Origin of the sequence: Pseudarthrobacter sp. NamE2 (assembly GCF_005796205.1) — a bacterium.
Classification (GTDB): Bacteria; Actinomycetota; Actinomycetes; order Actinomycetales; family Micrococcaceae; genus Arthrobacter.
In genome coordinates, this window is sequence record NZ_VAHN01000008.1 from 151693 (window position 1) to 165086 (window position 13394).

14 protein-coding genes are annotated in these 13394 nt (G+C 68.8%); 5 read left to right on the plus strand and 9 right to left on the minus strand.

Features of this window, described 5'->3' with window-relative positions; all coding sequences use genetic code 11:
• Window positions 1-34: 34 nt before the first annotated feature.
• The 5 genes from FDW83_RS11495 to FDW83_RS11515 all read right to left on the minus strand — a co-directional run bounded on the left by FDW83_RS11495 (window position 35) and on the right by FDW83_RS11515 (window position 7141).
• Entirely contained in the window at window positions 35-1768 is a 1734-nt protein-coding gene (locus FDW83_RS11495; protein WP_138138220.1) for a biotin carboxylase N-terminal domain-containing protein, read from the minus strand.
• The gene (locus FDW83_RS11500; RefSeq protein WP_138138221.1) at window positions 1765-3420 is read right to left on the minus strand and encodes a 5-oxoprolinase/urea amidolyase family protein; all 1656 of its coding nucleotides are present in this window, start codon (window positions 3418-3420) and stop codon (window positions 1765-1767) included. Before FDW83_RS11500 ends, FDW83_RS11495 begins: the two co-directional genes overlap by 4 nt.
• Window positions 3417-4175: a LamB/YcsF family protein gene (locus FDW83_RS11505; RefSeq protein WP_138138222.1), complete on the minus strand. Its 759-nt coding sequence runs from the start codon at window positions 4173-4175 to the stop codon at window positions 3417-3419. Before FDW83_RS11505 ends, FDW83_RS11500 begins: the two co-directional genes overlap by 4 nt.
• 116 nt (window positions 4176-4291) lie before the next feature.
• On the minus strand, window positions 4292-5521 hold the full coding sequence (locus FDW83_RS11510; RefSeq protein ID WP_138138223.1) for a beta-ketoacyl synthase: 1230 nt from the start codon (window positions 5519-5521) through the stop codon (window positions 4292-4294).
• Window positions 5522-5527: 6 nt separating this feature from the next.
• Window positions 5528-7141 (minus strand): peptide chain release factor 3, encoded by a 1614-nt coding sequence (locus tag FDW83_RS11515; protein WP_138138224.1) that lies wholly within the window; start codon window positions 7139-7141, stop codon window positions 5528-5530.
• A gap of 233 nt (window positions 7142-7374) precedes the next feature.
• Here FDW83_RS11515 and FDW83_RS11520 point away from each other — a divergent pair, with 233 nt between their 5' ends.
• From FDW83_RS11520 to disA, 3 genes are all read left to right on the plus strand, one after another.
• The gene (locus FDW83_RS11520) at window positions 7375-7581 is read left to right on the plus strand and encodes a hypothetical protein (RefSeq protein WP_138138225.1); all 207 of its coding nucleotides are present in this window, start codon (window positions 7375-7377) and stop codon (window positions 7579-7581) included.
• Window positions 7582-7619: 38 nt separating this feature from the next.
• Window positions 7620-8117, plus strand: coding sequence for a 2'-5' RNA ligase family protein (locus tag FDW83_RS11525; RefSeq protein WP_138138226.1), 498 nt, complete (start codon window positions 7620-7622; stop codon window positions 8115-8117).
• Window positions 8118-8339: 222 nt separating this feature from the next.
• Entirely contained in the window at window positions 8340-9416 is a 1077-nt protein-coding gene (gene disA, locus FDW83_RS11530; RefSeq protein ID WP_138138227.1) for a DNA integrity scanning diadenylate cyclase DisA, read from the plus strand.
• 29 nt (window positions 9417-9445) lie between these two features.
• On the opposite strand, the gene FDW83_RS11535 is transcribed toward disA, so the two are convergent.
• On the minus strand, window positions 9446-10132 hold the full coding sequence (locus tag FDW83_RS11535; protein WP_138138228.1) for a hypothetical protein: 687 nt from the start codon (window positions 10130-10132) through the stop codon (window positions 9446-9448).
• A gap of 262 nt (window positions 10133-10394) precedes the next feature.
• On the opposite strand from FDW83_RS11535, the gene FDW83_RS11540 reads away from it, so the two are divergent.
• Both FDW83_RS11540 and FDW83_RS11545 read left to right on the plus strand, forming a co-directional pair.
• On the plus strand, window positions 10395-11231 hold the full coding sequence (locus tag FDW83_RS11540; RefSeq protein WP_240720960.1) for an A/G-specific adenine glycosylase: 837 nt from the start codon (window positions 10395-10397) through the stop codon (window positions 11229-11231).
• Between the two features lie 109 nt (window positions 11232-11340).
• Window positions 11341-11823 carry a hypothetical protein gene (locus FDW83_RS11545; RefSeq protein ID WP_138138230.1) on the plus strand — a complete coding sequence of 161 codons (483 nt, stop codon included), beginning with the start codon at window positions 11341-11343 and terminating at the stop codon, window positions 11821-11823.
• A gap of 9 nt (window positions 11824-11832) precedes the next feature.
• Here FDW83_RS11545 and FDW83_RS19175 read toward each other — a convergent pair whose 3' ends face one another.
• The 3 genes from FDW83_RS19175 to dhaL all read right to left on the minus strand — a co-directional run bounded on the left by FDW83_RS19175 (window position 11833) and on the right by dhaL (window position 13393).
• Window positions 11833-12003 (minus strand): hypothetical protein, encoded by a 171-nt coding sequence (locus FDW83_RS19175; protein ID WP_171027539.1) that lies wholly within the window; start codon window positions 12001-12003, stop codon window positions 11833-11835.
• Window positions 12004-12071: 68 nt separating this feature from the next.
• Window positions 12072-12764 carry a dihydroxyacetone kinase phosphoryl donor subunit DhaM gene (gene dhaM, locus FDW83_RS11550; RefSeq protein WP_138138231.1) on the minus strand — a complete coding sequence of 231 codons (693 nt, stop codon included), beginning with the start codon at window positions 12762-12764 and terminating at the stop codon, window positions 12072-12074.
• A complete protein-coding gene (dhaL, locus tag FDW83_RS11555; protein ID WP_138138232.1) occupies window positions 12761-13393 on the minus strand; it encodes a dihydroxyacetone kinase subunit DhaL in 633 nt (210 codons plus the stop codon). The genes dhaM and dhaL overlap by 4 nt, the downstream gene beginning before the upstream one ends.
• Window position 13394 lies beyond the last annotated feature (1 nt).

Here is a 13394-nt window from a genome sequence, read left to right on the forward strand (position 1 = left end):
TTTACCGAAGCATCTGCCTGCCCCGTTGCCCGACTCAGGTGATGCGGCAGAGGACGTCACCGCGTCCGACGGCGGTGCCCGGCTCCTGCGGGCCCCGCGCCAGGGTGCCGCTCCGGTGCGCGGCTACCGGGGTTTCCATTTTCATGGCTTCGAGCACGGCCACTGTCTGACCGGCCTCCACCTCAGCACCGTCTTCAGCAACCCACTTGACCAGCGAACCGGACATCGGCGAGGCGAGCCCGGCGTCATCCTGTTCCGCCGCTGCCACCGCAGCAGCGGCCCCGGCGCCGCCTCCGCGAAGGAGCGCCTCGTAAAACTTTTCCGGGAGCCCGAGCTGCACGGCTTTGCCGTCCACTTCCACCGTGAGGGTCCTCCTGGCGGCACCCGGCTGGGTGCGGGCGATTTCCGGCGAAGCCGCGAGCTGTTCGGCAAATTCGGTTTCGATCCAGGTGGTGTGCACGCCCAGGCCCTCTTCGGCCGTGAACGCCGGGTGCCGGACCACGGCCCGGTGGAACGGCAGGACCGTGGGCAGCCCAACAATCCGCATTTCCTCCAAGGCGGCTGCGGCCCGGCGCAGCGCCTGCAGCCGGTCCTCGCCGTGGACGATCAGCTTGGCCAGCAGGGAGTCGTACTCGCCCGGGACCACGGACCCGGTGCGAACGCCGGAATCCACGCGGATACCGGCGCCGGTGGGCGGCTCGAACGCTTCAACAGTGCCGGGGCAGGGCAGGAAGCCGCGGGCCGGGTCCTCGGCGTTGAGCCGGAATTCGATGGCGTGGCCGCGGGGCTCAGGGTCGGTGGTCAGGTCCAGCGTGGCACCGGCGGCGATGCGGAACTGCTCCCGCACCAGGTCCACGCCCGAGGTCTCTTCGGTGATGGGGTGCTCCACCTGGAGGCGCGTGTTGACCTCAAGGAAGGAGATGATCCCGTCCTTGCCCACCAGGAATTCGACCGTTCCGGCACCGTGGTAGTCCGCCTCGCGGCAGATGGCCTTTGCGGATTCGTGGATCAGGGAGCGCTGCTCCGCGGTGAGGAACGGTGCGGGAGCCTCCTCCACGAGCTTCTGGTTGCGCCGCTGCAGCGAGCAGTCCCGGGTGCCCACCACCACAACATTGCCGTGGGTGTCCGCGAGGACCTGCGCCTCGACGTGCCGAGGCTGGTCCAGGAAGCGCTCCACGAAGCACTCGCCGCGGCCGAACGCCACCGTGGACTCGCGGACCGCGGACTCGAAGGCATCTTCCACGTCCTCGATCCGCCGCGCCACCTTGAGTCCTCGGCCGCCGCCGCCATAGGCCGCCTTGATGGCAACGGGCAGCCCGTACCCGCGGGCAAAGGCCAGAACCTCCTCGGCGTTGGTCACCGGGCCGTCGCTGCCCGGCACCAGCGGCGCGCCCGCGCGGACGGCGATCCCGCGGGCCGTCACCTTGTTTCCCAGCGCGCGGATGGACTCCGGGGACGGGCCCACCCAGGTGATGCCGGCGTCGAGCACGGCCTGCGCGAAGTCCGCATTTTCGGACAGGAAGCCGTAGCCGGGGTGGACGGCGTCCGCGCCCGAGCGGCGGGCAACGTCCAGCAGCTTGGCGATGTCGAGGTACGTTTCGGCGCTGGAGGTCCCGCCCAGGGCGTAGGCCTCGTCGGCGAAGCGGACATGCAGGGCGTCGGCGTCCGGGTCGGAGTAGACGGCCACGGACTGCAGGCCGGAATCGGAACAGGCCCGGGCGATCCGCACGGCGATTTCCCCGCGGTTGGCGAGCAGGACTTTTTTCATGGCTGGCTTCCTTCAGGAGCGGTGCTGCTTCCGCCGAATTCGAGGAGGTTGTCCTGGTTGAGCCTGGCCAGGGTCCGGGGATTGACGACGGTGAACGCCACCTGCTGCCCGGGAGGCAGTTGTGCCGCGGCGGGCAGGTCTTCGGGTACGACGACGGCAATCACCGGGTAGCCGCCGGTTACGGGGTGGTCGGCCAGGAACAGCACCGGGTGTCCGTTGGGCGGGACCTGGAGGGCACCGGCCACGGCACCTTCGCTGGGCAGCTCGCCTTCCCGGGTGCGATGCAGCGCAGTGCCTTCCGCCGGCGGGGCGAGCCTGACGCCAATCCGGTTGGACTGTTCGGTGACCCGCCACTGCTGGCCGGAGAGGAGTCTGATCCCTTCGGCGTCGAACCAGTCATCACGGGGGCCGAGGGTGACCCGAAGGATGGTGGTTGTCCCGGCCCCGGCTATCCCGTCCTCCGGGATGCCCACGGGGTGGACGCCGCTGACGGGGGCGACCGGCAGGAACATCCCCGCGGACAGCGGGGCGGGTCCGATGCCGGACATGGAGTCGCTGGAGCGGCTGCCAAGGACCGGTGCAACGTCCACGCCGCCGCGCACCGCAAGGTAGCTGCGCACGCCAGTGTCCGGGGCACCGATGGTGAGGGTCTCGCCGTCGAGCAGTGCGAACGGCGCGAACATTGCCGGGCGGCGCAGGAGCGTCCGGGCGCCGTCGCGGATTTCGAGGGGTGCGTGTGCGCCAGCCACGGCCAGCACCTGGTCTTCCTGGGCCCGGACGGCGAGCCCGCCAAGCAGGTTCTCGACGACGGCGGCCCCCGGCTGGTTGCCCACCAGCCGGTTAGCCTGCCGGGTGGAGCGGTGGTCGGCTGCCCCGGACACGGAGACTCCCAGGTCCCCGAAACCAGGCCGGCCCAGGTCCTGCACCAGGGACTGCAGCCCGTTTGCCTCCACCACAAGACCTGAAACCCCGGCAGGCCGAGTTTGTTCTGCGGTTCTTTCTGACGTGTCCCGCGCGGGCTGCACCACCACGGACTCCCGCACCGCGACGTAGCGGACGGTGTCGCCGGGACGCACCAGCGCGGGCGGCTCCCGGTCCAGGTCCCACATCACCGCACCTGTGTGGCCCAGCAGCTGCCACCCGCCGGGCGACTGCCGTGGGTACACGGCGGAAAAGGCTCCACCGAGGGCAACCGAACCGGCGGGCACCGCCGTACGCGGCGAACTGCGCCGCGGCACGTGCAGCAAGTCGTTTTCGCCCACCAGGTAGGTGAAGCCGGGGGCGAAGCCGCCAAAGGCTCCCGTCCACACCTGGCCGGTATGCGCTGCAACAACTCCGTCGGCGCCCAGCCCGGTGAGCCGGCCCACCTCGGCGAGGTCCTCGCCGTCGTACACCACCTCGATGGTGACCTCGCTGCCGGCGGCGCGCCCGCGGACGGCCAGGTCGAGGTGCGGGATCAGTTCCCGCGCCGCGCCGGTGTGGAAGCGGGAGGCGAACCGGACCAGGACGGTGGCGGCGCCGGCAATGGCATCCACCTGGCCGGGAAGGGGCTCCGCCTGCAGCCGGTGGTGCAGCGCGAGGACCGAGGCGAGGTTGTCCAGCTCCACCAGCACGGCGCGGGGGCCGGCCCAGCGGAGGCCGGTGATGCTCATGCAAAGCTCCGCACGGTGACGCCTGCGTCCTCGAGTCCGGTACGGACGGCCCCGGCCATGGCCACGGCGCCAGGCGTATCGCCATGCACGCAGATGCTGTCCGCCCGGACCTTCAGGGGCGACCCGTCGCGGGCGATGATGGTCCCTTCGGTGGCCAGCCGGACCATGTTCCCGGTGATGGCCTTGTGGTCGTGCAGCACGGCGCCTTCCTCGCGGCGGGATACCAGAGTGCCGTCGGGGTTGTAGGCGCGGTCCGCGAAGGCCTCGGAGAGGGCGGTCAGCCCTTTGGCGGCTGCCTTGTCAGCGGCCACGGATCCCGGCAGGAGCAGCAGCGGAAGGCCCGGGTTGAACGCGTGCACGGCGTCCACCACGGCCTGGGCATGGACCCCATGATGAACGATGGTGTTGTAGAGCGCGCCGTGGGGTTTGACGTACCGGACGTCGGCACCGGCCGCGCGGGCAAGGGCCTGCAGCGCGCCCAGCTGATAGAGCACGTCATCCGCGAGTTCCGTTGCCGAGCAGTCCAGGAAGCGGCGGCCGAAGCCTGCGAGGTCACGGTAACCCACGTGCGCGCCGATGGTGACGCCGGCCGCCACGGCGTCACGGCAGGTGCGGGCGATCGTGGTGGGATCGCCGGCGTGGAAACCGCAGGCCACGTTGGCGCTGGTGACGGAACGGAAGACGGCGGCGTCATCGCCCATGGTCCAGTTGCCGAAGGATTCTCCGACGTCGCTGTTCAGATCGATGAAAGGCATGTGACCCTCGTCTCAGGTTGGAGCTTTCATCATCATGCCTCAAGGAATCGGATTGTTCAACAATCCGAGCAAGCGTCCTCCTGCCGGGCAGGTACCCCTCCAGTTCCGGTGTGCCTCTACTCCCCGGCGATCACCAGGGCGACGCTGTGGCCGCCAAAACCGAACGCGTTGACCAGGCCGGCCCGGGCCGAGTCCGCCGGAAGGTCGTGCGCGTCCTCCGTGATGACGTTGAGCTCCAGCTCAGGGTCCAACGCGTCCACGTTGAGCGTGCCGGGGAGCTTGCCGGCGCGCAGGGCCTGGAGGACCACGACGGCGGCGAGCGCCCCGGCGCCGCCCAGCAGGTGACCCGTGTGCCCCTTGGTTGAGGTCACCGGGATGCCTGCGCCGAAGATGGCGTTGATGGCCTGGCCCTCGAGCCGGTCCCCCACGGGCGTCGAGGTGGCGTGGGCGTGGACGAACCCGATGTCCGCCGGTGTCATTCCGGCGGAGTCCAGCGCCTTCTGCATCACGCGCCGCTGCATCACGGGGTCCGCTGCCACAATGTCGTTGGCGTCCGAGGTCACCGCTCCCCCGGCTACGGACCCAAGCACGGCGGCGCCGCGGGCGCGGGCGTGCTCTCCGCTCTCCAGCACCACCATGCCGGCGCCCTCGGACAGCACAAAGCCGTCCCGGCCGCCGTCGAACGGGCGCGAGGCACCCTTCGGGTTGCCTTCGCGGGTGGATAGTGCCCGGATTTGGGAGAAACCGGTAATCACCAAATCGTTGACGGAGGCGTCCACGCCGCCGGCAATAACGACGTCGGCAGCACCTGAGCGGATCATCTCCGCCGCCTGGACAATCGCCTCAGCCCCGGAAGCACACGCGCTCACCGGAGTGCGGGCGCCGCCGCGGGCGCCCAGGTCAATGGACACCCAGGCCGCGGGCCCGTTCACCATGAGCCGGGTCAGGGTGTGCGGTGACACCTTGCGCGGACCGGATTCGGCCAGGGCGCGGTCCTGTTCAATGGTGGAACCGAGGCCGCCGTATGCGGAGCCGATCACCACGGCGAAGCGCTCGGGGTCCACCTCGGGAGTTCCTGCCTGTGCCCAGGCCTCGCGGGCTGCGATCAGGGCAAGCTGGCCGCAGCGGTCCATCCGCTTGATCTCCCGTGTGCTGAGGTGGCCGGAAAGGTCAGCTGGGGCCTGGCCGGCGATCTTCACCGGAAGCTGCTCCGCCCAATCTGCGTTCAGCGCGGCAATGCCTGATTTTCCGGCTACCAGGGCGGCCCAGGTTTCGGCCACCGAGGAGCCGAGCGGGTTGATGGTGCCGGCGCCGGTCACCACGGCACGGGGCTGGGTTTTGTTCATGGAGCCCTACTTTGCGGGGTTGTGGGTGCCGATGGGTACGAGCGTGAGGTCCGGGTGGTTCTTTTCGATCCGCCGCAGCGCCCAGATGTCGTTGAACAGGGCGAGGTATTCGCCGTCGGACCGCAAAAGCACCTCGGCGCCCGGTACGTTGGCCAGCGCGGGCATGGCGTCCGCCGTCGTAATCCTCGCCATCGAATAGGGCAGGCGTTCCAGGCGCATCGGGGCGCTGAAGTCGTGGGCCATGCGGTCCTCCACCACCTCGAACTGCATGGGCCCGACGGCTGCAAGCACCGGCGCCTGGTCACCGCGGACGTCGGAGCGGAGCACCTGGATGACGCCCTCGTGCTCGAGCTGCTCAATGCCGCGGCGGAACTGCTTGAACTTGCTGGGATCCTTGGACCGCGCCACCTGGAAGTGTTCGGGCGCGAACAGCGGAATGGCGGGGTATTCCACCGGCTGCTCCAGGAAGAGGCTGTCGCCGACGCGCAGCGAGGACGCGTTCACCAGTCCCACAACGTCGCCCGGGTAAGCCTCGTCGATCACTTCGCGCTCCCGGCCAAACACCTGCTGGGCGTATTTCGTGGCGAAGGACTTGCCCGTGCGCGTCTGGGTGACCACCATGCCGCGCTCAAAGACGCCGGAGCAGACGCGGATAAAGGCCACGTGGTCCCGGTGGGCCTTGTTCATGCCGGCCTGCACCTTGAACACGAAGCCGGAGAACGGCGACTCGACCGGCCGCGGATTGCCGTCCACGTCCGGGCGGGGCGCTGCCGGCGGCGCGAAGTCCACGAGCGCGTCTAACAGCTCCTTGACGCCGAAGTTGAGCGCTGCCGAGCTGAACAGGATGGGCGTGGCCTTGCCTTCATGGAAGGCGTTGACGTTGAACGCGAGGTTGGACTCGATCACCAGGCCGGCCTCGTCCACGGCGTCGGACCAGTTGCTTCCCTGGTCCTGCGCTGCTTCCTCCGGGCTGAAGTATTGGGTGAGGGCAATCTGCGCACCGGCGTTGTTGCGCTCGAACCTGGCAAAGCGGTCGTTACGGAGATCCCAGACGCCGCGGAAGTCACCGGAAATGCCCACGGCCCAGGTGAGCGGCATGGGCTGCAGGCCGGTGCGTTCGGTGATCTCGTCCATCAGGGCCAGGGCGTCCAACCCGGGACGGTCCCACTTGTTGATGACGGTGATGATGGGGAGGTTGCGCTGCTTGCAGACCTCAAACAGTTTCATGGTCTGGGTTTCCAGGCCCTTGGCGGCGTCCACGAGCATCACGGCGCAGTCCACCGCGGCCAGCACGCGGTAGGTGTCCTCGGAGAAGTCGGCGTGGCCGGGGGTGTCCAACAGGTTGATGACGGTGTCCCGGTAGGAGAACTGCAGCGCCGCCGAGCTGATGGAGATGCCGCGGTCCTTTTCCATCTGCATCCAGTCCGAAACGGTTTCCTTGCGGTTCGCCTTGCCGCTGGACGCGCCGGCGGTGCCGATCACCTTGGCGTGCAGGGCAAGCGCTTCCGTCAGCGTGGACTTGCCGGCGTCCGGGTGGGAGATGACAGCAAAGGTACGACGCCGGTTCGCTTCTTTGTGAATGGCAGAGACCCGGGCGGGGGTCAGGACATCTTGGGACACGGTGCTACTTTCGCTGCGGTTGGGACTGCCCGTGCGCCGGACTTCGAAGTACTGCTTTCCAGCGCACCGTTCGAGGGCTTGGCGGCGCGGGGCCGGTGACGGCTGGCGGACAGCCAAGTTCCAAGTTTATCGCAGGGCCGCAAACCGGCCGCCGGTCCGGTGGCCGGTTCCGCTTAACACCGGTGAAACCAGCGGTTCAAAACCGCGAAACGGGCCGCCGCTACCTTGGGCGCATGACGAAGTCCGGCAAGTTGTTTTTCGACCCCCTGTCCCCCGGCCTGGAGCCCGCGTTGAAGCAGGAGCGTGTCTCCGGCCACCCGGTTTCCGGCATGTCCAGCAACGGGACCCAGACAGCAGCCGAACTGAAGGCTTTGCGCGCAGCATCGCTCGCGCAGGTCAGCAGGGACCTGGAGCGCATGCTCCGGGAGCGCGCACGCTAGTTTCGCACCTCCGGCCGGGGTAACGGCATGATGTGTCCATGCGCAGCATCGAGCTGGTCTTCGACGGCTTCACCGATTCCACCATCCGGGCCGACTGGTCCCGGCTGGCAGCGGCCGGCGTCCCCAGCCTGGCGGGGCACACGGCCCCCAGCAACAGCCCGCACATCACCCTCGCGGCGGGGCCCGGGCTCCGGCTGCCTGCGGACCTGGACGGCCTGTGGCAGCTGCTGCCCCTTGACGTGGAGTTCTCCGGCGCACAGCTGTTTCCGGCGGGACCGGGCAAGTTTGTCCTCGCCCGGTCGGTGGTGGTCACAGGCCCCCTCCTCCAGCTGCACACCCGCCTCCACTCCGGCATCCCGGAAGCCCTGCCGCTGACCAGGCCCGGCGCCTGGACTCCCCATGTCACCCTCGCCCGGCGCGTTCCGGCGGGGCTGCTGGGACCGGCCATGGACGTACTGGACCTGCGCCTGCAAGGCCAGTGCAGCGGAGCCCGGCTCTGGGACAGTGCCACACGGACCATCACGCCGCTGCGCTGACCGGCGAAAAATACCTGTTCGACGTCCAGCCGCCAGGACGGTTCAGCAGCACTTTCCGGCACCCCCTGGCGGGGTACTTTGGGGCTTGCCCGTGCGGAAGTTGGTGGTTGTTACCCCTATCATTGTGCTTGCGGGAAACTGAGTACTTTTTGATCCTGCCGGCCAACCGTGAATGCCGGCATTCTTGCGGGCACCGTTCCGCAGCTTTGAAGGGAAAGACCTATGGCGCGGAGCCCCGAGGAACAACTGCGGGCGACTCTCGGCAGGGTGGCACCCGGAACACCCCTTCGGGACGGCCTGGAACGCATCCTCCGCGGACGGACCGGCGCCCTGATCGTCCTTGGTTCGGACCGCACCGTGGACTCCATCTGCTCCGGCGGCTTCGATATCGGCATCGACTTCTCCCCCACGCGGCTTCGTGAGCTGGCCAAGATGGACGGTGCCATCATCTGCGACAGGGACGCCGGCAACATCCTCCGGGCCGCCGTCCAGCTTGTGCCGGATTCCAGCATCGAGACGCAGGAGTCAGGCACCCGGCACCGCACCGCCGAGCGCGTTGCGATCCAGACCGGCGTTCCGGTCATTTCGGTCAGCCAGTCCATGCAGATCATCGCCCTGTACGTGAACGGACTGCGGCATGTGCTGGAGGGCTCGGAAAAAGTCCTGGCACGCGCAAACCAGGCCCTCGCCACACTCGAACGCTACCGCTCGCGCCTTGACCAGGTCACCAGTTCGCTGTCCGCCCTCGAGATCGAGGCTATGGTGACAGTCAGGGACGTGGCTGTCACCCTTCAGCGGCAGGAGATGGTCCGGCGGATCTCGGAGGAGATCTCGCAGTACGTCCTGGAACTGGGCGAAGACGGCCGCCTGTTGTCCCTGCAGCTCGACGAACTGACGGTGGGCCGGGGCCCGGGCAGCGACGTCATCATCCGGGATTACGCCAGCCCCGATGCCTCTCCTGAGGACATCGAGCAGGCCGTGAGCGCGCTCAACAACCTGGGCTCCACCGAGCTGATCGACCTCGGCAAGATCTCCGGGATCGTGGGGTTTGCCGGCGGCGAAGCCAACCTCGACGCCGTCGTCCAGCCCCGCGGCTACCGCCTCCTGTCCGGGCTGAAGGCCGTTCCCAAGGCCGTGGCGGACAGGCTGGTGGACCACTTCGGCGGACTGCAGTTCCTGATGGCCGCCACCATCGACGACCTCATGACCGTCGACGGCATCGGCGACCAGCGGGCCAGGACCGTCCGCGAGGGCCTGAGCCGGATGGCGGAAGCGAGCCTGCTGGACCGCTTCCTGTAGCCGCTCGTCCATCAGCCTCCCTGCAGGCCTTAGTGCAGCTGGAAGACTGCCTTCGGGCTGGCCTTGGAACCGAGCTTGGCCGTGAAGATGTAGTAAGCCCCGCCCCCTCCGGGTTTGGCATCCACCACCGAACAGCCCTCCACTGTCCGGTTCCGCTGCCACGGGAAGTTGGCCGTTTCACTGGCGCCGGGAGCGATGACCTTCACCAGGTCCTCGCCGGACGTCTGGCAGTCCCGGGACGAGAAAACACGGTCCGGGCCGCTCGTGACCAGGAATTCCATCTGCGATGTGCCGATGTTGACCTGGCAGGGGGCAGTCCCGCCATTGGTGACCTTCAAGGTCAGCAGGGGATTCTCCTCGGGTCCGTAGGCGGCCTTGTCGGTCGAGGCCGAGACCGTCACCAGGTTCTGGTTGCAGGTGGGCGTGGCGGACGGAGTCGGCGTGGGCGTGGCGGTGGCCGTGGCGGTGGTGGACGTGCCGGGAGCCGGGGAGGCGGTGGCGCTGCTTGTCGCGTCCGTGGAGGAGGCCTGTTCCGAACCGCCGCCGAAGGCGCCGGCCACCGCAAACCCGCCCACCACCAGGGCAACGAGCATCAACAATGCTCCGCCAACAGCCAGACGGCGCCGCCGGTAAACGGCAGGGCTGGGCTTCCGGACGCTGCTGGAGCCGGATGCCGATGCCTTGCCGCGTGCTGATGAAATACCTTCCCTGCCCATCCTTCTAGGCTAGGGAACGGTCCGGATTCTTCACTGCCACCACGCCGCCCGACCGGCAAGGCGCTGGTCACATCCCGTTTTACGCCTCGGGAAACCCATCTATTACAGTGTTGGGATCGACACCAAGACTCCCCCTCCAGCTTCGCCCGGTATCCTGCCGGGTGCCACAGAACTGCAGCAGCTGCACGCCACAATCAATGACTGGTTCGCGGAAACCGCCCGCGACCTGCCCTGGCGCGAAGCTGCTTGCTCCCCGTGGGGGGTGTTGGTCAGCGAGATCATGCTGCAGCAGACCCCTGTTGTCCGGGTGCTGCCCGTCTGGCACGAATGGCTCAAGCGCTGGCCCACGCCCGCCGGCCTGGCGGGTGAACCCGCAGGGGAAGCCGTGCGTTCCTGGGGCCGGCTGGGATATCCCCGCCGCGCGCTCCGCCTGCATGCCGCCGCCGTCGCCATTACCGGGGAGCACGGCGGCAAAGTGCCGGACAATTACGCCGAACTGCTGGCATTGCCCGGCGTTGGAAGCTATACGGCAGCGGCTGTGGCGGCGTTCGCCTACGGCCGCCGGGAAAGCGTGGTGGACACCAACATCCGGCGGGTCCACGCGCGGCTTATTGCCGGGACAGCACTGCCCGCGCCCGCCCTGACTGCCGCCGAGATGCGCCTGGCGGCCTCGCTGCTGCCGGCGGACCGCGTAGCCTCCGTGCGCTGGAACGCCGCGGTCATGGAACTGGGCGCGCTGGTGTGCACCGCCCGGGCGCCCAAATGTTCCGCCTGCCCGGTGCGGGACTCCTGTGCCTGGCTGGCGGCAGGCGAGCCGCCGCCGTCGTACGTTCCCAAGGGCCAGGCGTGGCACGGCACCGACCGGCAGGTCCGCGGCGCCGTGGTGGCAGTGCTGCGGCTGGCCGAGGCTCCCGTACCAGCCGAAATGTTCCATCACGAGCCGGCCGACCTGGGCTTCGCCCCGGAAGGAATCGGCGTGCCGCTGGCCGCCCTGCACCGGCTGAATCCGCCGCCGGAGCAGCTGGAGCGGGCCCTCAACGGGCTACTGGCGGACGGCCTGGCGGAACTGCACGACGGCGGCTACCGGCTTCCTGCCTGAATACGCAACGGTCTCCTTTTGACCGTCAGCAGCACCGGCGCCATAACAATGCCGCTGTCACTTCCCCGTCGCGGGCACGGCGCTGCCTTTGGCAGTCCTACGCTGAAGTATGCGCACGCCGGGGCTGCTTCTGGCATTGATGACGACGACGGGACTCGCCGGATGCGGACCGGCGGCAGTTGCCTGCCCGGCCATAGCCCAGGCGACCGCAGTCTCCGTCACGGTTCCGGAGGACTACGCACCGCAGGTCGGCTCCCTCCGGCTGAAAGCCTGCCAGGACGGAACGTGCAAGGAGGACTTCGTCGAGCTGCGTCCGGGAAGCGACTCCATTGACCAGGGCTGCACGCCGGACGGAGTGTGCTCCGCCACCGCCTCCCCGAACGGCACCAAAGTGGGAATGCTCATGCTGGATACCCTGACGGAAGCGACCTTGACGGTAACGTCCTCCGGCGCCGGCAGGGACGGGGCCCCGCTGCCCGTGCACACGGTGGAATTCCGCCCCAGGGCTGACTACCCGTTCGGCGAACAATGCGGCAAGTTCCTTAGCGCAGGCGTGACGCTGGAAAGTTCAGGCCTGCGCGAACGGACCTGAACGGCCGGTTCAGAACAGTGCAGGCTGACCGAAAATGTCCGTGGCCGGTGCTTCCGCGGCACCGGAAGGGGGAGGCTTCGGCCGCCACTCGAAGCCCAGGTCAGCAAGGAGTTCCTCCACCGACAGCTGCCCGTCCAGCACTTCAATTGGGGAGTTGTCTTCGAGGTCCTGCCGTTCCATGGGTTCGAGCTTATTCCCAGGGGCGGACAAAGCAGTCCGGAACACACCGCAGGGTCCGGATCAGGCCACTAAGGCTCGCCGAAGCCGGCCTGCACCAGCCCGCCCACATAGTTCACGGCCCGCTCTGCGTCCACCCCGCGGGCCTCGACGTGGAGCACGGCTCCCTTGCCGGCGGCCAGCATCATCAGTGCGGTCATGGAAGTGCCGTCCACGCCGTTGACGAGGACTTCGGCGTCAAGGGAGGACAGTCCGCCGGCAATCTTGGCGGCCGGACGTGCATGCATGCCCGCCTCATTGATGAGCTCGAAGTCCCCGGTGAACGCCGGGCCCTCGCCGGTGGCCGGGCCTTCCGGGACCTCCTGCGGAGGCGGCCCGGGCTGCTGGGCGGGGCCGCGGACGGATTCAGCCGCCCGCTTTACCGCCTGCACGTCGGCTCCGCCTTGGGCGGCGACGGAGGCCGCCACCACCCCCTCCACCAGGGGAGCGTCGGCCAGCAGCACCCCGGCGGCGTCCCCGGCAAACTCAAGGGCGGATTCGGCTGTCATCACCGCAGAGCCGAGGTCGGTGAGGACCACCGTTCCGTCGGAACCGGAGGCCTGCTCCAGGGCGGCGAGCACCTTTTCCAGGCTGGTGCCGATCCTGCCGTCGGTGGTGCCCCCGGCCGCCCGGATCACGACGTCAGGTGCCATCTGGGCGGCAAGCTCCGCGGCGCCGTCGGCAATCTTTTCGCTGTGCGAGACCACCACGATGCTGACTGTCACGCAGCCGCCCCTACTGCCGCCCGAAGGATCAGCGCGCTGGAGGCCGCCCCCGGGTCGCGGTGTCCGGCGCTCCGTTCTCCCAGGTAGCTGGCCCGGCCTTTCCGGGCCACCAGCGGATCGGTGGCCACAGCTCCGGCTTCCGCGGCTTCGGCGGCGGCAACCAGGACGCTGAGGGTGTCAGTGCCCCCGGCATCTGCGGCGGCCCTGGCTGCTTCCACCGCCGGTGTCCAGGCGTCCACCATGGTTTTGTCCCCGGGTTCGGCCTGGCCCCTGGCAACGATGCCGTCCCTCGCGGCGGCCAGCGCCGCCGCCAGGGCCGCCGGGTCGATTTCCGCGGCGTCGCCGAGCGAAGCGGCCGCACGCAGAAAGGCGGTACCGTACAGCGGCCCCGCCGCACCGCCCACTTTCGACATCAGGGTCATGGCCGTCAGCTTCAACGCAGCACCCGGCGTCTCCGGCGGCGTTTCGGCCAGCTTGTCCACGACAGCCTGGAAGCCGCGGTCCATGTTCTCGCCGTGGTCCGAATCACCGATGGCACGGTCCAGCTCAATCAGTTCCGTCCGGTGTTCAGCCATGGCCTGCGCGGACAGGGTCAGCCACTTTACGGCCCAGTTGACATCCAGCGCCACG